Consider the following 17,658-nt stretch of genomic DNA (forward strand, 5'->3'; position numbering starts at 1 on the left):
GGCCCGGCGCGATATCCGTCAGGCGCGCTCGCTGATCGCGGCGCGCCACGATTCATACAACTGCGGCGCGGGCGAGATCGGATAGTGGACGATGTGGATGGACTGCTCGGACAGGGGCAGGGCCAACTCGCGGTACACGGGCGCGGACGACAGTCCATAGGGTTCGGCGTCGTCGTTCGAGTAGGCGTAGAAGACCTCGCGCATGCCGGTCATGTGGATCGCCGCCAGACACATCGGGCAAGGCTGCGCGCTGGCATACACCACGCACCCGTCCAGCCGCGGCGAGCCCAGCGCGCGGCAGGCCGCGCGGATGGCCGACAGCTCGGCATGGGCGGTGGGGTCGGCGCACGACAGTATCTGGTTGACGCCGGTGCCGATGACCGAACCGTTCCTGACGATGACCGCGCCGAAGGGACGGCCGCCGCATTCCGCGTTCTTGCGGGCGAGATCGACCGCCATGCGCAGGAAATGCTCGGGCATGTTCATGTTGTTGTCTCCCTATGAGGACGGACCGGTGGCAGGACATCGATCTTACGTGACGCCACCAATAAGGTAAAAGACGGATTTATTATCTTTTCGATAATTTCCTCTTATAAGGTCCGTCCATGCTGCTCCGCCCCATCCATTACTTCCTGGCCGTGGCCGAGCACCGCAGCTTCACGCGTGCCGCCGCGGCGCTGCATGTCTCGCAGCCGGCGCTGTCGCAGCAGATACGGCAGCTGGAAGAGATGCTGGAGGCGCAACTGTTCGACCGCACGGGGCGCGCGACGCGCCTCACGGATGCGGGCCACGTCTATTTCAAGCATGCCCGCAAGGCCCTGCAGGACCTGGAAGAAGGCCGGCGCGCGATCCACGACGTGGGCGACCTGAGCCGGGGATCGCTGCGCCTGGCGGTCACGCCCACCTTCGCCTCGTATCTGGTCGGGCCGCTGGTCGAGCGCTTCCACGCCCGCCACCCCAACGTCTCGCTGATCCTGCGCGAGATGCCGCAGGAGCGCATCGAGGCGTTGTTGGCGGACGACGAGTACGACGTGGGCATAGGATTCGAGGAAGTGCGCTCGCCCGAGATCGCATCGCAGCGGCTGCTGGTGGAGACGCTGGCGCTGGTGGTCGGCAGCCGGCATCCCCTGGCCGGAAGGCGGCGGATGGCGCTGAAGGCGCTGGACGCCGAATCCCTGGTGCTGTTGACCGCCGAGTTCGCGACGCGCGAGCAGATCGACCGCTATTGCCGCCGGCACGGCCTGCGTCCCCGTGTCCTGATGGAGGCCAACTCGCTGGGCGCGGTCATCGAGATCGTGCGGCGCACTTCGCTGTCGACCTTGCTGCCGGCCACCATCGCCAGCGGCCGGGACGGCCTCGCCTCCATAGCGCTCACGCCGTCGCTGCTGGAAAGAACCGCGGTGCTGATGCAAAGGCGCGGCGCCTACCAGACGGCGGCGGCGCGCGAATTCGTCCGGCTCGCGCTGGAACACGGTGATGAAGGCGGGGGCGGGCGCAAGCGTGGCTAGACGGCCTCATGGGGGCTTGCATATCGAAAAGAACGCCTATACGATACACACAAACGATATATCGTTTAACTGTATCGAAGGAGTATTCTCATGTTTCACCCTCATAGAATGTGGGCCGCCTGGCCCGCGTGGATGGCGGGCCGGGGCGGCCATCGCGGCCGCGACCCGTTCGACATGGATGGCCGCGGCCGCGGTGGTTTCGGCGATGGCGGCCGCGGTTTCGGCCGGGCCGGACGCGTCTTCGGGCCGGGCGACCTGAGGCTGGTGCTGCTGGCGCTGATCGCCGAACGTCCCAGCTCGGGCTATGAATTGATCAAGGAACTCGAACAGCGCTTCGGCGGCGTCTACGCGCCCAGCCCCGGCTCGGTCTACCCGACCCTGACGCTGCTGGAAGAGCAGGGACACATCCGCGCCGCCGGCATGGAAGGCGCCAAGCGGTCGTTCGAGATCACCGGAGAAGGCCGCGCCTTCCTGCAGGAAAACCGGCCCATGGTCGACGCGGTGCTGAACCGCATGAACATCACCGCCCAGTCGATGTCCGGCCGCGCCATGCCGGGCTCGGTGCACCAGGCCATGCACACGCTGCGCGCGGCGCTGGCCTTCCATTCGCGCGGCTGGGACGAGGCCGAGACGCGGCGCGTGCTGGACGTCCTGGAGAAGGCCGCCCGGGACATCAGCGGGGGTTAGGATGAAGCCCACCCTGGCGCCACGAAGCCCGGTCGCGTCACGGCCGCCTGCGCTGGCCGGGATGCGGGCCACCAAGGGCCGGCAGGCGGTGCTTGCCGCGCTGGACGAGGCCTCCGACCACCCCACGGCGGAAGACCTGCTGATGCGCGCCCGCAAGACGGATCCGGCCCTGAGCCTGTCTTCCGTCTATCGCATCCTGAAGGAATTCCACGTTCGCGGCATGGTCCGCCGCCACGTGTTCACCCAGGGGCGGGCCGTCTGGGAACTGGCGCAGCGCGCCCTGCACGCGCACTTGATCGATGTCCATACGGGCGAGATCGTCGAGCTGCCCGGGGCCGATCTGGTGCGCATGTACGAGGCGGCGGCTGAGACGCTCGGCTACCGCCTGCGGGATGTCAGGCTGGAACTGTACGGCGAGCGCATCGACCGCGGCTAGGGCCTATTCCGGCCGTATCTGCATTTTTCGAAGCACCTCGCCCCACATCCGGTGTTCGGCGGCGGCCTTGCGGCGCAGGTCGTCGACGGTGCCCGGCGTGGGCACGACGCCGTGGCGAGCCAGGGCGCCACCCACCTCGGCCTGGCCGATGGCCTCGTTCAGCAGGGCGTTGTAGCGCGCCAGCGCATCGGGCGGCGTGCCGCGCGGCGCCCACAAGGCAAACCAGGGTTCGACGTCGAACCCCGCCAGCCCCTGGTCGTGCAGCGAGGAAATGTCCGGGTACAGCGGAAAGGGCGTCCTGCTGGTGGCGCCCAGGATGCGCAGGTCGCCGCTACGCGCGTGGTCGGCGGCGATCTGTATGGGCACGATCATGGTACGGATTTCGCCGCGCAGCAGGTCCGCCATCGCCCCGGCCGAACCCTTGTAGAACACGGGGCTCAACCGGATGCCCGCCATGGCCTGGATCATGGCCATGCACAGATGATGATGGGTGGCCAGGCCCGGCGCCGCGTATTCCATGCCGGGGTGCTCGGCGGCGTAGGCCAGGAAGTCGCGCACGTTTTCGACCGGTACGCTCCGGTGCACCACCAGCGCGTGGTTGCCGTAGCCTTCGATGCCGACCGGTTCCAGGTCGGCCAGCACGTCGAACGGCAGGTTCTTGTAGAAGTAGGGCAGCGCCAGGGTGTTCGAGACGTTGTTCAGCAGCGTGAGGCCGTCGGGGGCGGACTTGGCCGCCGCGTCCATGCCGAGCATGCCCGAGGCGCCTTCGCGGTTCTCCACCAGGAAGGGGCGGCCCGCTAGCAATGCCAGCCCGGGCGCGATGGCGCGGGCCAGCAGGTCGTTGGTGGTGCCCGCGGTTTGCGGGACCAGGATCCTGGCGGGCCGGCCGGTGCCGGCGCCTTCGGCCGTCGATGCGTGCGATGCCATGGCTTGTGCGCCTGTCGAGTCATGCCCCGTCGTCGATGCGGCATCCGCGTCGGCCGGAGGGATCGTCACGTTCGCGGCTGGGGGCGGTTGCTATTATAGTGGTCGCCTATGCCCGGCACGGCGGCACCAGGATCCGCCCAAGGAACCCCATCGCAGGCACAGCCCATGCCCATGAGCCTCAGGCAGTTGAGAATCTTCGTTGCCGTTGCCAAGACTGGCAGCACCATGGGCGCGGCCTCGGAAATCGCCCTGTCCCAGTCGGCCGTCAGCGCGGCGCTGAGCGAGCTCGAAGGCCTGCTGCATACGCGTCTGTTCGACCGGGTGGGCAAGCGCCTGATCCTGAACGACAACGGTCGCGCCCTGCTGGCCGAGGCCACGGCGCTGCTGGACAACGCCCAGCAGATCGAACGCGGTTTCTTCGACAAGCGCGGGCACGCGGCGGCCACCCTCAAGCTCGGATGCAGCACCACCATCGGCAACTACGTTCTGCCGGGGTTGCTGGCGCGCTACCGGCTGCGCGCGCCGCATACGCCCATCGAGGTCACTATCGCCAACACCGCGCAGGTGTCGGCGGCCGTGGCGGCCTTCGACGTCGACATGGGTCTGATCGAAGGGCCGTGCCAGGATGCCGACATCCAGCCGATCCCCTGGCTGCTGGACGAAATGGTGATCGTATGTTCTGCACGGCATCCGCTGGCGTCCGAGTGGCACACGCGCCGCATCACCCGCGAGCAGTTGCGCGAATCGCGCTGGTTGTTGCGCGAGCGCGGTTCGGGCAGCAGGTTGGCGGTGGAGCAGGCGCTGCTGCCCTATCTGCACCAGCTCAACATGGACATCGAGCTGGGCAGCACGGAAGCGATCAAGTACGCGGCCGCCGAAGGGCTGTGGCTGGCCTGCCTGTCGCGCTGCGCGGTGAAGGACATGGTGGCCGCCGGCCAGTTGAGCATACTGGACACCGATCTGCCGCCGCTCACGCGCCGCTTCTATCTCATCCACCACAAGAAGAAATTCCTGTCGGATAACCTCAAGGATTTTCTCGAACACTGTCGCGGCGACCCGGTCATTCAGGGCGCGTGAACGGGCTGTTTCAATCGACGCGCACGCCGGCGTCCTTGACTACCTTCTTCCACTTGGGCGACTCGGAGGCGATCAGCGCGGCGAATGCCTCGGGCGTGCTGCCCACCGCTTCTACCCCTTGCTCGGCCAGCTTCTTCTTTACATCCGGAGCCTGGACGACCTTGGCCAATGCGGTGCTCAGCCTGTGGACGATCCCGGGCGGCGTGCCCGCGGTCGTCATGATGCCGAACCAGGGGGTGACGTCGAAGCCGGGCACGCCCGACTCCGCTACCGTGGGCACGTCGGGCAGCATGGGGGAGCGCTGGGCCGCCGGCATCGCGAGCGCCTTGAGCTTGCCGGCCCGGATGTGGGGCAGGGCCACGGCCATCTGCAGGAACATCAGCGAAACCTGCCCGCCCAGCAGATCGGTCGTGGCGGGGCCCACGCCCTTGTAGGGCACGTGCAGCAGGTCCACGCCCAGGTCGGATTCCAGCATTTCCATGGCCAGGTGCGCGCCGCTGCCGTTGCCCGGCGATGCATAGGCGATCTTGCCCGGCGTCTTGCGGGCGGCGTCGAGCAGTTCGCGGAAGTTGCCGACCGGCAGGGACGGGTGGGCCACCAGCACCATGGGCGACCACACCAATTGGCTGACGGGTGCGAAATCGCGGTCGGGGTCATAGGGCAGCTTGTCGTAGAGCGCGCTGCGCAGGGTGACGTCGCGGCCGGTGACGAAGAGGGTGTAGCCGTCGGGCGCAGCGCGCGCGACGAAGTTCTCGGCTATGGTGCTGCCGCCGCCGCCCTTGTTCTCGACGATGACCTGCCAGCCTTCGTTTTCGCCCAGCTTCTGGCTGGCCAGGCGCGCCAGGATGTCGGTGAAGCCGCCGGGCGGATGCGGGACGATGAGGCGTATCGGCTGGTTCGGGTAGGCCGGTGCCTGCGCCAGCGCAGGAGCCGCGCATCCGGCGATCAGCATGGCGATCAGGGATCTCGTGAACATGGTGCTCTCCTCCTCGTCTTGTATGAAGGCGGCCTTCAATGGGTCGCCGAAAGGGACGTACGGACCTCCACCAGCGCCTGCCGGCGTTCGTTGCGGATGACGTCGATCGCGCGTTCGAGCGCGCCGGCAAGCCGGGCGCCGTCCTCCACTACTTCCACGTGGGCGCGGCTGGCGGCCGCCACCATCGAATAGGACGGCGACGGTTCGAGCGACGTGAGCGGCATGACCGCTGCCCGCGCCGCATGACCGTCCCCATGTACGCCCAGCGTGGATCGGCGCACGGCGTTCCACATGCCGTTGTTCTTGACGATGGTCAGGATGGGCAGCGCCTGCGCCTCGGCGATCTGGTGGCAGGCGACGGGGTTGGCGAACACGTAGGAGCCGTCGCCCACGCACGCCACCACGAGCCGGTCGCGGTCGGCGAGCTGCGCGCCCAGGGCGGCAGGCATGCCCCAGCCCAGCGCGCCGGAATAAGGCGTGAAGAAATAGCGGTTGGGGCCCTTGAGGTCCATGTAGTCCGGCACGGTGCCGAGTTCGCTGAAGCAGAGGCCGTCGTCGCCAAGCACGTCGGACACGCAGGCGGAAATGTAGGCGCCCGAGACGGGCTTGCCGCCGCCGCGCAAGGCCTCCTCGCGCGCGTGCCGCCGGCGCTGTTCGGACAGTTGCGCGTAGTGCGCGCGGCGCCGCTCGACATCGCCCGTCGGTGGCGGCAGGGCCGCCAACAGGGCATCCAGCCCGGCGGCGGTATCGCAGCAGATCGCGAGATCGGTCTGGAAACTGCGCACGGGCTGCCGTCCCACCAGCGGATCGGGGCCCAGGTGCGCGATCCGCTTGCCGGGGCCCGGACGATGCAGCCGCTCCACCCAGGGCGTGGACGCGTCGACGACCAGGATGACGTCGGCCGCCTCGAGCTGGTCGCCAGCCGAATGGCCCAGCATCATGGGATGGGACGAGGGCATGACGTTGCGTACCGGCATGATCTCGATAACGGGAATGGCGTGGGCCTGAGCCAGCCGGGCCAGTGATGTCCCCACCTTGCCGGCCGGATCACCGCGTTCGGCCACGATCAGCGGATGGCGGGCCCGCGCCAGCCATTGCGCGAGTTCGTCGATGGCGGCCGGATCCGGGTAAGAGGCCGAGGGACGGGCTACCGGGAACGGTTCGAAGCGCACGCCCGGCGGCAGGGGGGCGAGCAGCGGTTCGCGCGGGAAGCCCAGGAAAACCGGTCCGCGCGGTTCCGCCATTGCCAGCGCGGCCGCCCGTGACACCAATCCGCATGCCTGTTCGGGATAACGCAGCTCGTATTCCCACTTGACCAGTTCGCGCACCATGGCGTGCTGGTCGTACAGCTCCTGCCCGTACTGCACGGGGGTCAGCCGCGCGCCGTCGCGTCCATGCTCGGTCAGCGGCGTGCGCCCGGCCAGCAGGAACACCGGCACGTTATCGCTGTGGGCGTTCAGCAGGCCGCACAGCGCATTGGCCATGCCCACGTTCACGTGGACCATCACGGCCTGCATGCGGCCGCTGGCCAGGTAATGGCCGTGCGCCATTCCCATGGCCACGGTCTCGTGCATGCAGGTGATGGGCTCGGGCATGGCGTCGCCCAGCCGGGGGTTGGCCAGAGCCTCGATGATGGGGGCGAAGTCGTTGCCGGCATTGGCGAACAGGTAGTCGATGCCGCTGGCCTTCAAGGCCATCAGCAGGGCTTCGGCCGCCGTCGTGTTCTGCTCGATCCGCATGCTGGCTCCTGTCGGGTGGGGATGGCCCGTGGTGTCAATCCTGTTTCCAGACCGCGAAGGCCATGCCGCATCCCGTTCCCGCGGGGGTCCGATAACAGGGTTCGTAGGCCTGCCAGGCGAAGCGCAGGTGTTCGGCCGCGCCCGCCGTGGTGATCCAGTTACGGATTTCGGACGAGCCCGAGTTCAGGCGAGCCGGATCGATGCTGGTCAGCGCGGCCGCGTCTTTCTCGGCACAAGCGCGCAACACCAGGCGGTCCAGATCCTCGTCCACCGTGAAATGGCTCAATCCTCCCGAGGCGACGATGCCGACGCGGGCCGGCGTGTCCCAGCTTTCGACCGCGCGCGCGATGGCACGGCCCAGTTCATAGCACCGGCGCGGCCGGGGCTGGTTGGGCGGGTAATAAGTGTTCAGCGAAACCGGCAGCATGGGGATAGGCCGCGCCGGCATCAGGCGCCGGTGCACGAAACCGAAGGCGTGTCCCTCGCCATGGGCCTTGGCCAGGTGGCGAGACGTGCTGACGTCGAAGTTCTCGTCCATCAGCGAGCCGATGAGATGCCGGCCCAATTCGTGTGCGACGGGATACTCGCGCGGCGTTTCGTCTTCGTGGTATTGGGACCGCGCGCGGCGCCAGAATGGCGGCGCATCCGCCGGCATGGACAGCGGCCGGTTGGCGATCGTCTGCCCCCAGTAGACCAGGATGGCGGGCAGGTTCTCTTCGCCGTATTGTTCGTTCTGATCGTCGCCGATCACGATCAGCGCGTCCAGCGCCGCGGCGTCGATCGTGCCGGCCAGGTGGCGGATGTGGGCGTCGCAGGCGGCGGCCTTGCGCGTCAGCTCGTCCGGCTCGAGCGCCCGGGCCAGGCTGTCGCCGCGGCGCGCCAGCAGCGTCTCGTAGCTGACCGGGCGTCCGTCCAGGTCCAGCAGCTTGCGGCCGCCCAGGTCGATCGCGCCATGCTTGGCGTAGTCCTCGGCGGGACTGTTGAGCATGGGGCTGTGTGAGGATCCGATACCCAGAACGATTCTTGCCATGGCCTGCGCCGCGCCTTGCTTGAGGAAGATTCGGCCAGTGTAGGGAGGCGCATCGGCATGGGATAACGGATTCTTTGTATAGGCCTTAGCAAAAAAGCAGATAGATCGGCGAAGCTAGTTGCCCGCCGGGCCCGTGGCGGCCTGCCTGAAGTTGCCCTCCAGCGCTTCCAGCGTCCGCAACAGCGCATCGAGCTCTTTCTCCGACAGGCCCTGGAGCACTTCGTCCAGAAAAGCGGCTCGCCGGGGCATGGCCTCGTCCACCACCTCCTGTCCGGCCGCCGTCAGGCTGACGTTGGTCTGGCGGTTGTCCTGGGCATCCACCTGACGGGCGATCCAGCCGAGCTGTTCCAGGGCATGGAGCAATCGAGTCAGCGATGCGGGGTCCAGCCGGCAGCGCTCGGCCAGGAGCTTCTGCGGGCAGGTGCCGTGCTCGGCCAGCGTCAGCAGGATGCGCCAGCGCGGCAGGGCGTGGCCGATGCGGCCGCTGAAGCCGGCCTGCATGGCGCGGTAGGTCTGGCCCAGGCGCTGGATGACCTGCAGACCGCGTTGCTCGCGATTCACGGCGCCTCCTCGGGGGCGGGCCGCTTGCCCCGCTCGGGGCGCACGATCTGGATGGACGGTACGCGCCTTACCAGCCACAGTCCGACCAGGGCGATCAGCACCGCCAGGATCTGGCCGTTGTGGATGCCCGAGACCAGGGCCTGGCGCACGTGTTCGAGCAGTTCGGTGGCGTGGCCGCCATGCTGGGCGAATTGTTCGGCCAGCGTGCGCTGGGCCTGCGGGTCCACCAGGACCTGGGGATTGTGCAGCTGCGGCAGCCACTGCAGCGCGTTCTCCGATTGCAGCACGTCGGTGACGCGCCACAGGTAGCTGTGCGAGACGATGGTGCCGACGATGGCCGTGCCCAGCATGCCGCCCACCATGCGGGTCGATTGCAGCGTGGCGGTGGCGATGCCCAGGTGGGTCCGGTCCGCGGTGTGCTGGGCGAAGATCGTTAGGTTGGGCATGGTGAAGCCTATGCCTATCCCGGCCAGGAACATGTAGAACGCGAAGAGCGCGTGCGGCGTGTCGTGGTGGGTGGTGACGACCCCCAGGCAGGCCAGCGCCAGCGTGGCGAAGCCCGCATACAGCATGCGGTTGGGCTTGTCGATGTGGCTGATGATGCGGCCGTTCAGGATGCTGCCCACGGTGATGCAGGCCGCCATGGGGGTGATGAGCAGGCCCGCTTCCTGGGGCGACAGCCCGAAGCCGCCCTGCAGCAGCAGCGGCGCGTAGAACATCAGCGCGAAGATGATGAAGCCGACCAGTGTCGCCAGCACGAACAGCACCGCCAGCGCCGGGTTGCGGAACATGTCGATGGGCAGCAGCGGCTGCGGGCAGCGCTGTTCCCAGAAATACAGGCCGGCGAAGGCGGCCAGGCTGCCGGCCCCCAGGAGCAGTACCGTGGTCGAGGCGGCGCCCTTGGGCAGCAGCTCCACGACCATCTGCAGGCAGCCGAGCGCCAGCGCGATCAGCAGCGCGCCGGGCCAGTCCAGTTGTATCTTGCCGGCCGTGTGATGGCGGATGCGCGGCAGGAAGCGCGCGACGAACAGGATGCCCAGCAGCCCGACCGGCAGGTTGACGTAGAACACCGAGCGCCAGCCGTACTGCTCGGTCATCACCCCGCCCAGCGAAGGGCCGATGGCGTTGGCGATGCCGAAGGCAGAGCTGACGATGATCTGCCAGCGCAGGCGCACGCGGGGCTCGGGGAACAGGTCGGGAATGCACGCGAACGCGCAGCCCACCAGCATGCCGCCGCCTATGCCTTGCAGGCCGCGCGCCACGACCAGCCACAGCATGCTGGTGGCGGCCCCGCACAGCACCGAGGCCAGCGTGAAGACGAAGATGGCCGCGATCACGAACGGCTTGCGGCCGTAGTAGTCGCCCAGCCGGCCGAAGATGGGCACGGTGATGACGGACGGCAGCAGGTAGGCGGTGGCCACCCACGCATACAGGTCGAATCCCCGCAGCTCGGCCACGATGGTGGGCAAGGCGGTACCCACCACGGTCTGGTCGATGGCGACCATCATCATGACGAAGCACATGCCGAGGACGGCCATCAGCGATTGCCTGAAGGGCAGGACCTGGCCTTCGGAATGCTGGGGAAGCGTGGACATGGGAGGATGCCAGAATCATTGATCGATCAATGATTGTAGTCCTCCCGGCGCGCAGGGACCGCGCCCGTACCTTTTTGTTTAACATGGGCCAGAACCCGCCGCCCTCGTACCGGTCCCATGCAACCGGACGTCTTTCGAGGACTTTCCATGCCGCTTTCCGAATCCGATCTGCAGGAACTGGCGCGGGCCAGGCACCTGCTGGAGCACCCGGGCATCGCCGCGCGCATCGCGGGGATCGCCGGCAAGCCCATCGAGCGTACGCTGGCCGCGCTGCCGGACCGGGTGTCGTCGATGATCGACGAACTCGCCCGCCGTTCCATCAGCAAGGCCCTGGACGTGGCGGTCAAGACCATGGATCCGACCCGGCCGGCGGCGGCCGCCGACTGGTGGCACAAGCTGGCGGCCGGGGCCTCGGGGGCCGCGGGCGGCGCCTTCGGCATGGCGGGGCTGGCCGTGGAGCTGCCGATCTCGACCACCATCATGCTGCGCTCCATCGCCGACATCGCCCGCAGCCAGGGCGAGGACCTGAAGACGCCCGAAGCGCGGCTGGAGTGCCTGCACGTGCTGGCGCTGGGCGGTTCCTCGAAGGCCGACGACGCGACCGACGCCGGCTACTTCGCCTCCCGCGCCGCGCTGGCGCAGGCCATCGCCTCGGCCAGCCAGTACCTCGCGCAGCATGGCACGGCCAAGGGCAGCGCGCCGGTGCTGGTCCGGCTGATCTCCGAGATCGCCTCGCGCTTCTCGATCGCGGTGTCCGAGAAGGCGCTGGCGCAGGCGGTGCCGATGATAGGCGCCATCGGCGGCGGGGCGATCAACGCGCTGTTCATCGATCATTTCCAGGACATGGGGCGGGGCCACTTCACCGTGCGGCGATTGGAGCGCGTCCATGGGACCGAGGCCGTGCGCGAGGCGTACCTGGCGCTGCCGCGGCGTTGACCCTTGTGCGGGCGTCGGGCGGAAACAATCGGCCCCGCCAGACGTATCAGTCTGTTAACGCCATGCGCGCTCATGCATGGCGAGCTACGATGGCCCCTGGGCCGGCACTGCGCCGGCGTCTTCAGCGAGAATCGCCATGAACGCCTCTTCTTCCCTGTCAGACGAACTGATGTCCCAGCTGCAAGGCGCCCCCTTGCAGCAGCTCGCGCAGCAACTGGGCACGGACACCGCCCAGACCCAGCAGGCCGTGGGCGCCGCGCTGCCCCTGCTGCTGGGCGCGATGGGCAACAACGCGGCCCAGCCGCAGGGCGCGCAGGCGCTGTTCGGCGCGCTGCAGGACCACGGCGGGGGCGGCGGCCTGGAGGGCATGCTGGGGTCGCTCCTGGGGGGCGGCAACGCGGGTGCCCAATCGGACGGGGGCGCCATCCTGGGCCACATCTTCGGCGCCGACCGGCAGCGCGCCGAGGCCGGGCTGGGCGAGGCCACCGGCCTGGGCGGCGGCAACGCCGCCAACCTGCTGAAAATGCTCGCTCCCATCGTGATGGCCTTCCTGGCGCAGCGCGTGCAGTCGGGCGGCATGTCGGCCGACAGCCTGGGCAACACGCTGGGCCAGGAGCGCGATGCCGCGCGCCAGCAGGGCGGCCTGGGCGGCGGCCTGCTGGGATCCTTGCTCGACCAGAACGGCGACGGGCAGGTGGGCCTGGACGATCTGGTCAAGATCGGCGGCAGCCTGTTGGGAGGCCGTCGCTAGCATGCACACGCTACCGATACGCCAGCATATCGTCGATCGCGTCATCGCCCGGCGCGGGCGCGTGCACTTGCACGACCGGCTCGACCCGACCAGGACCGCCCTCGTCGTCATCGACATGCAGCCTACCTTCGTCGCCCCCGGCAGCCCCGCCGAAGTCCCCGAATCCCGGTCCATCGTCGACAACATCAACGCCCTGGCCCGCATCGTGCGGCGCCGGGGCGGACTGGTCGCGTGGGTCACCCACGCGAACCTGCCGGTGGGGCAGGGATCGGACTGGTCCGGCTTCTACGACCATTTCGTGGCCGCCGACGTGCGCGCCCGCACCATCGAGGCGAACGCGCCGCGCCCGGCTTCCGAGTCGCTGTGGCAGGGCATGGCGCCCGCGTCCGGCGACGTTCATCTGGCCAAGAACCGCTACAGCGCCCTGGCCCACGGTTCGTCCGGGCTGGAGCGGGTGCTGCGCAGCGCGGGAATCACCCATCTGCTGATCGCCGGCACCAAGACCAACATCTGCTGCGAGTCCACCGGCCGCGATGCCATGATGCTGGACTTCTTCCCCATCATGGTGGCGGATTGCCTGGCGGCGCTGTCCGACGAGGAACACCGGGCGGCGCTGGAGACCTTCGTGCAGAACTTCGGCGACGTGCGCGAGGTCAGCGAGATCGAAGGCCTGATGGCCTGAGTACGCGCGAACGGTCCGTCCGCTCGCGCACGGCCACGCATGCCATCAGCCAGGCCGCGGTGACGGCGAAGGCGGCGATGACGTCGCTCAGGTAGTGCACCTGCAGCATCACGCGGCTGTAGCCGACGCTGGCGATCAGGCCGGCCGCGAACATGGCCATGGCCTGGCGCCACGCCGGCGGCGCCAGGCCAGCCAGCAAATAGGCCAGCATGCCGTACACCGCCATCGCGCCGGTGGCGTGCCCGCTGGGGAAGCTCCAGCCCAGTTCCTGCGTGAACCCGTGCAGGTGTTCGGGGCGGACCCGCTGGAAGGTGCTCTTGAGCAGCACGTTCAGCCCCGCCGCGCCCAGCGTGCCCGCCAGCCAGAGCACCGCGTCGCGCCAGCGGCGGCGCCACAGCAGCACGGCCAGCACGAGGGTGCCCAGTCCCAGCAGGAAGTCCCGGTCGCCGGCCACGGTCAGCATGGACAGGAACCGCAGCCAGGCGGGCGAGGCGCGTTCGGCCAGGGTCTCGGCCAGCACCTTGTCGAAGGCCACCAGCCGTGACTCGGTCACGACGTTGGCGGCGATGAATCCGAACACGGCGACGCCGCCCGCGATCAACCCCGCCATCACGCGCGACCGGCGCGCCGGCGAGGTCCGGCTCGCGTCCAGCAGCCTCCCTACCCACAGGCCGAGCGCGCACGCGCCGGCCAGCCAGGCGAGAAAGGCAAGGCCGGCGTGGCGGCCGGCGATCAGTTCCAGGGTCGTCATCGTTCGGTCTCGTGTCCGCGCGGCATCATCACCTGCCGGCAATGGCCGCATTGCCTCGCGCCTATGGCGGGAGAGGCGCCCGCCTTCTACAGTGCAGCGATCGGGCGACCACGATACATGACAACAACGGAGACGGCACATGATCCGAGCGTTCTGGCACGGCCTGATGGCGGCCATCCTCCTGGCGCCGTTCGCCCCGGCGGCGGCAGGCTACCCGGAACGGCCGATACGGCTCATCGTTCCCTTCGTGGCGGGCGGTTCGATCGACCGCGTGGCGCGCCTGCTGGCCGAGCGCATCCAGGCCCGGGTGGGGCAGCCGGTCATCGTCGACAACCGGACCGGCGCGACCGGCAACATCGGCACCCAGGCCGTCGTGGCGGCCCCGCCGGACGGCTACACGTTGCTGATGCAGACCTCGGCGCTGGCAATCACCCCATGGCTGTCCAGGCTGCCGTTCGACGTGGAGCGCGACCTCGTGCCCGTGACCCGCATCGCGCGTACCCCCTATGCCCTGGTCGTCAGGACCTCCCTGCCGGTGGAGTCGTTCGAGGCCTTCGTGGCCTACGCGGCCGCCCAGCCCATGGCCCGCCGCTATCCGGGCACGGAGGTCGAAGGTTTCCAGTTGCTGTTCGCCGCCAGGGGGACGCCGCCGGACGTCGTGGACCGCATCCACGCCGAGTTCGCCCGCGTGCTGCGGGATCCCGACGTGGCGAAACAGCTCCGGGGCATGGGCTTCGTGCCGGTAGACGACCCGCGGCCGGCTTCGCCAAGGACTACGCCCGCTTCGGCCAGTTGATCAAGGAGCGCGGCATCCGCGCCGAATGATCCGCCCGGCCCAAGGCCCATTCCCGGCCTGTGCGAGCCTCCTTTTAGCGTGAACAGGCCCTAGTGGACGGTTGCCGTCCAGGCCGAGCCGGATCGGGCCACGGCGACGCGCAGGAGGACGATGGGCGAGGTATCCCCCGCTTCGCCGCGCGGCGGGCCCGCATCCACCTGGACGGTGCGCATCACGCCGTGGGCCGCGGTGGCGATCTGCAGCATCGCCTTCCTGCCGGCGGGCGCCGCGTAGTTGTTCAAGCCCACGCTGAATATGCCGGCTTGCAGGCGCTGCGGATCGCAGGTCGCGTGATAGTGTTCCGGCCCATGGCCCGCCGTGTTGTCCAGGTCTAGGGAGCCGCTGGCGCCCACGCGCGCGCCGTAGTGCACGTGGGCGCCGCCAGGTTCCAGCACGTGCAGGTCGATGTCGCCGTCGCCGTCCCAGGCCAGCGTGGCGGTGAAGAATCCCGGGCTTGCCCGGGGTTCGGCGGCCTTTAGCGCCAGCAGGCGATCGGCCATCAGCGCGCCGGCGGCGGACCGGCCGTTGCGGTCGGCGTCCAGGTAGGTCTCGATCAACTGATGGCCGGAAGGGTCCCGGGTCGACGGCGGGATCCAGAGATTGGGCGGCGGCGGGGTGCCCGGTACCACGCCGCGCAGGGCAGCGATGACCATGTCGTTGCCCGACAGCAGGTGGGGACCGCTGGCGCGGGCCGATGCGGGCGCGATGTGGACCACCGCGAGCGCCGCCGGATCGGGCTGTGCGCGATAGGCGCCGTTCAGGAAGAAGTTGCCCTGCGAATGCCCCACCAGCAGGACGCCGCGTCCCAGGGCGTGCAGCGCGCGCAAGCGCAGCCGGTGGGCGGCGTAGTCGATTCCGGTGGGCGGGGCGGCGGCGAACGAAGTGGCATGCGCAAGCAGCCGCGCGTTGCGTGCCTCGGTCAGCGCGACGGCGAGGTCGCGGGCGCGCGGCAGCACGGCCGCTATCCGGCGCCAGCCTTCCAGGCGGCCATCGACGATTTCCCAAAACAGCTCCCAGCGCTGGCGCACGGCATCGTCCAGTTCCGCGGCCCGCTGCGCGAAGACTTCGACCAGGTCTTCGATGCCCTCGCGCGTCCCGCGTTGCAAGCCGCTGGCGTTGTAGAACACCTCGGCGCCGATGGCGAGCGTCGCGCGTGCGGGGTGTGCGCGCAGCGCTTCGTCCAGCGCCCCGAGCAGGGCCCGCGCGCCGCTGGCTGCGGTATCGGGCGTATTCCAGACGCCGTTGAAGAAGGCCAGGGTGTGGGTATGGGCCGGACACAGATCCGCCGCGTACGCACCTGGCGCCAGCATGCCAGCCATCGCCAGCAGCGTCCGTGTCCATCGGCGCAGCATCCTATTCATCGCAGCCGTCCCCGGCGGGTAGCGACAGGATGGCGCCGTCCAGCGCCGCGGAATAATCGAGATAGGCAAGGACCCGGGCCTTGGTGTTGGCGGACATCTTGCGCATATCGGCCACCGCGTCGGCGCCCTCGGTGCCGGAGCCGCTGCGCGCCATCACGCATGACACGGCCAGGGTGGTGCGCCACGCGGCCTCTTGCGCGGCGACGGAGTCGCCGCGGACCAGCAAGGCGTCGCGGAACGCGCGGGCCAGTTGCCTGAGCGCGTCCTGCCGCGCCGGCGCTCCGCCCTGGCGCGCGATCCAGGCGTCGATGTCGTCGCGTACGCCATTGCCGTCGGCGTCGGGCCCGCCCAGGTCCTCGGAGCGATCCAGGACGGGAAGCGCGCCCTGGCGTTCCAGGTCTTCGATGGACCGCGCCTGTAACGGAGCGGGGTCTTCCCCGCCGCAGGCGGCAAGCAGGGACAGGAGGGACACGAGCATCCCCAGGTGGCGCGGTGTCATGGCGTTTCCCAAGCGTGGCGTCCTTCGCCTGCATGGCGAGGGCGTCCCGGCCGGCGCGGCGCGGGCGAGGTGCCATTAGGCCGGGATCCGGGCGTGTCCGGGGCGCGCGTGCGCATGGTCGTCCGTGGGGGCTTGTGCGTAGGCCCGGCGGCGGGCGCCTTTGCCAAGCGGCGCCGATCGCGCCACACTTGCGCCGGGTCTTGTTTTTCCAGACATGCCAGAACATGAGAAGATCGCATCGCACCTGGCTGGCCATACTGTCCGCGTCGCTGGTGCCGGCAACCGCGGCACACGCCCAGTCGTCCCTCACCCTGTACGGCGTGGTCGACGCCGGCATCTACCGCCTGGCGCGCGGCGCCACCTCCATCGGCAACATCCAGCGCAGTTATTGGGGCATCAAGGGTTCGGAGGACCTGGGCAGCGGCTATGCCGCCATGTTCCACCTCCAGTCGCGCTTCGAGATCGACACCGGCCGCCTGGAGGCCAGCGGCGGCGCGCCCCTGTTCTACGGCGAATCCACCGTGGGCGTGAAGGGGCCCTTCGGCCAGCTGCGGCTGGGACGGGCGATGACTCCCATGTGGGCGCTCGATTGGCAGTTCGACCCCTGGTACAACTTCGATCGCGTGGCTTCCATCGCCTGGCAGATCTACCATCCGGCGTACCGGACCGACCCTTATCGCAACGGGCCGGCGGGCGACTACAACCGCGCGAACAACGGCGTGTTCTACGACTCGCCGGTCGCGCGCGGCTGGTCGGTGCACCTGGCGGCCAACGGCGAGCGCAGCAAGGTGCCCGATGCCAACGGCACGGTCGAAAGCAAGCGGGGGCTGGCGGCCGGAATCAACTACGACGACGGCTCGGCGACCTTGCTGGTTTCCGCCGAACGCAACAGCGTGAACGACAAGACCTATTTCGTCGGGCTGGCCTACGGCTCGGGCCCGACGCGGGTGATGGCCTCCGCCAGCCTGACCGAGCTGACGACCGCCAGCCAGGTGTTCCTGGGCGAGACCCGCCGGCGCCGCACCAGCGCCATGCTGGCCGCGACCCACCGCATCGGCGCGGCCACGCTCAAGGTCGGCGTGGGCCGGGACTTCCAGGGCTACGGCCGCAGCGGCGCGACCGACTATGTCAGCGCCGGCGTGTCGTATGCGCTGTCCAGGCGTACGCAGGTCTACGCCGGGGTGGGCCACGGGCGGCCATCCAACGACGGCAGCCGGACCAACGTGGGCATGGGCGTGAACCACAGTTTTTGAAGATCGCGCTGTCGCCACGCGTTACAGACGTTGCGCCTCGGCGCCTCTACCATG

General features: G+C 69.1%; 19 protein-coding genes. 9 read left to right on the top strand and 10 right to left on the bottom strand.

Going from position 1 to position 17,658, the window contains the following annotated elements; all coding sequences use genetic code 11:
- Window positions 1–18: 18 nt before the first annotated feature.
- Window positions 19–486, bottom strand: coding sequence for a nucleoside deaminase (locus R4823_RS01700; protein WP_087838472.1), 468 nt, complete (start codon window positions 484–486; stop codon window positions 19–21).
- Window positions 487–605: 119 nt separating this feature from the next.
- Between R4823_RS01700 and cynR the strand changes: the two genes are divergently transcribed.
- The 3 genes from cynR (at window position 606) to R4823_RS01715 (ending at window position 2,631) form a co-directional block, all read left to right on the top strand.
- Window positions 606–1,508: a transcriptional regulator CynR gene (cynR, locus tag R4823_RS01705; RefSeq protein WP_087838471.1), complete on the top strand. Its 903-nt coding sequence runs from the start codon at window positions 606–608 to the stop codon at window positions 1,506–1,508.
- 90 nt (window positions 1,509–1,598) lie between these two features.
- Complete coding sequence (locus tag R4823_RS01710; RefSeq protein ID WP_087838470.1) at window positions 1,599–2,195, top strand: PadR family transcriptional regulator; 597 nt, start codon at window positions 1,599–1,601, stop codon at window positions 2,193–2,195.
- A 1-nt stretch (window position 2,196) separates the two neighbouring features.
- Window positions 2,197–2,631 carry a Fur family transcriptional regulator gene (locus R4823_RS01715; protein ID WP_338617138.1) on the top strand — a complete coding sequence of 145 codons (435 nt, stop codon included), beginning with the start codon at window positions 2,197–2,199 and terminating at the stop codon, window positions 2,629–2,631.
- 3 nt (window positions 2,632–2,634) lie between these two features.
- On the opposite strand, the gene R4823_RS01720 is transcribed toward R4823_RS01715, so the two are convergent.
- Window positions 2,635–3,558 carry a tripartite tricarboxylate transporter substrate binding protein gene (locus tag R4823_RS01720; RefSeq protein ID WP_338617140.1) on the bottom strand — a complete coding sequence of 308 codons (924 nt, stop codon included), beginning with the start codon at window positions 3,556–3,558 and terminating at the stop codon, window positions 2,635–2,637.
- Between the two features lie 165 nt (window positions 3,559–3,723).
- On the opposite strand from R4823_RS01720, the gene R4823_RS01725 reads away from it, so the two are divergent.
- On the top strand, window positions 3,724–4,635 hold the full coding sequence (locus tag R4823_RS01725) for a LysR family transcriptional regulator (RefSeq protein ID WP_132979760.1): 912 nt from the start codon (window positions 3,724–3,726) through the stop codon (window positions 4,633–4,635).
- A 10-nt stretch (window positions 4,636–4,645) separates the two neighbouring features.
- On the opposite strand, the gene R4823_RS01730 is transcribed toward R4823_RS01725, so the two are convergent.
- The 5 genes from R4823_RS01730 to R4823_RS01750 form a co-directional block, all read right to left on the bottom strand.
- Window positions 4,646–5,611 (bottom strand): tripartite tricarboxylate transporter substrate binding protein, encoded by a 966-nt coding sequence (locus R4823_RS01730; protein ID WP_338617143.1) that lies wholly within the window; start codon window positions 5,609–5,611, stop codon window positions 4,646–4,648.
- A gap of 35 nt (window positions 5,612–5,646) precedes the next feature.
- The gene (locus R4823_RS01735; RefSeq protein ID WP_338617145.1) at window positions 5,647–7,350 is read right to left on the bottom strand and encodes a thiamine pyrophosphate-requiring protein; all 1,704 of its coding nucleotides are present in this window, start codon (window positions 7,348–7,350) and stop codon (window positions 5,647–5,649) included.
- A gap of 34 nt (window positions 7,351–7,384) precedes the next feature.
- Window positions 7,385–8,380 (bottom strand): protocatechuate 3,4-dioxygenase, encoded by a 996-nt coding sequence (locus tag R4823_RS01740; protein ID WP_207958628.1) that lies wholly within the window; start codon window positions 8,378–8,380, stop codon window positions 7,385–7,387.
- A 114-nt stretch (window positions 8,381–8,494) separates the two neighbouring features.
- Window positions 8,495–8,941, bottom strand: a complete 447-nt coding sequence (locus tag R4823_RS01745) for a MarR family transcriptional regulator (RefSeq protein ID WP_132979763.1) — start codon at window positions 8,939–8,941, stop codon at window positions 8,495–8,497.
- A complete protein-coding gene (locus R4823_RS01750) occupies window positions 8,938–10,536 on the bottom strand; it encodes an MDR family MFS transporter (RefSeq protein WP_279814325.1) in 1,599 nt (532 codons plus the stop codon). The genes R4823_RS01745 and R4823_RS01750 overlap by 4 nt, the downstream gene beginning before the upstream one ends.
- 147 nt (window positions 10,537–10,683) lie before the next feature.
- On the opposite strand from R4823_RS01750, the gene R4823_RS01755 reads away from it, so the two are divergent.
- The 3 genes from R4823_RS01755 (at window position 10,684) to R4823_RS01765 (ending at window position 12,905) form a co-directional block, all read left to right on the top strand.
- Window positions 10,684–11,472: an EcsC family protein gene (locus R4823_RS01755; protein WP_087838466.1), complete on the top strand. Its 789-nt coding sequence runs from the start codon at window positions 10,684–10,686 to the stop codon at window positions 11,470–11,472.
- Between the two features lie 136 nt (window positions 11,473–11,608).
- Window positions 11,609–12,223 (top strand): DUF937 domain-containing protein, encoded by a 615-nt coding sequence (locus tag R4823_RS01760; protein WP_338617147.1) that lies wholly within the window; start codon window positions 11,609–11,611, stop codon window positions 12,221–12,223.
- A gap of 1 nt (window position 12,224) precedes the next feature.
- On the top strand, window positions 12,225–12,905 hold the full coding sequence (locus R4823_RS01765; RefSeq protein WP_338617148.1) for an isochorismatase family cysteine hydrolase: 681 nt from the start codon (window positions 12,225–12,227) through the stop codon (window positions 12,903–12,905).
- Here the strand turns inward: R4823_RS01765 and R4823_RS01770 are convergent.
- Window positions 12,877–13,656: a phosphatase PAP2 family protein gene (locus R4823_RS01770; protein ID WP_176400706.1), complete on the bottom strand. Its 780-nt coding sequence runs from the start codon at window positions 13,654–13,656 to the stop codon at window positions 12,877–12,879. The two genes, R4823_RS01765 and R4823_RS01770, sit on opposite strands and share 29 nt — an antisense overlap.
- A 139-nt stretch (window positions 13,657–13,795) precedes the next feature.
- On the opposite strand from R4823_RS01770, the gene R4823_RS01775 reads away from it, so the two are divergent.
- Entirely contained in the window at window positions 13,796–14,452 is a 657-nt protein-coding gene (locus tag R4823_RS01775) for a tripartite tricarboxylate transporter substrate binding protein (RefSeq protein WP_338617149.1), read from the top strand.
- Window positions 14,453–14,541: 89 nt separating this feature from the next.
- On the opposite strand, the gene R4823_RS01780 is transcribed toward R4823_RS01775, so the two are convergent.
- Window positions 14,542–15,852, bottom strand: coding sequence for a hypothetical protein (locus R4823_RS01780; RefSeq protein WP_279814350.1), 1,311 nt, complete (start codon window positions 15,850–15,852; stop codon window positions 14,542–14,544).
- Window positions 15,845–16,351, bottom strand: coding sequence for a hypothetical protein (locus R4823_RS01785; protein ID WP_087838460.1), 507 nt, complete (start codon window positions 16,349–16,351; stop codon window positions 15,845–15,847). Before R4823_RS01785 ends, R4823_RS01780 begins: the two co-directional genes overlap by 8 nt.
- 224 nt (window positions 16,352–16,575) lie before the next feature.
- On the opposite strand from R4823_RS01785, the gene R4823_RS01790 reads away from it, so the two are divergent.
- Window positions 16,576–17,604, top strand: coding sequence for a porin (locus R4823_RS01790; RefSeq protein ID WP_338617151.1), 1,029 nt, complete (start codon window positions 16,576–16,578; stop codon window positions 17,602–17,604).
- Window positions 17,605–17,658: the final 54 nt, after the last annotated feature.

It is taken from the genome of Pigmentiphaga sp. CHJ604, assembly GCF_036972535.1.
In the GTDB taxonomy this organism is placed as follows: domain Bacteria; phylum Pseudomonadota; class Gammaproteobacteria; order Burkholderiales; family Burkholderiaceae_B; genus Pigmentiphaga; species Pigmentiphaga daeguensis.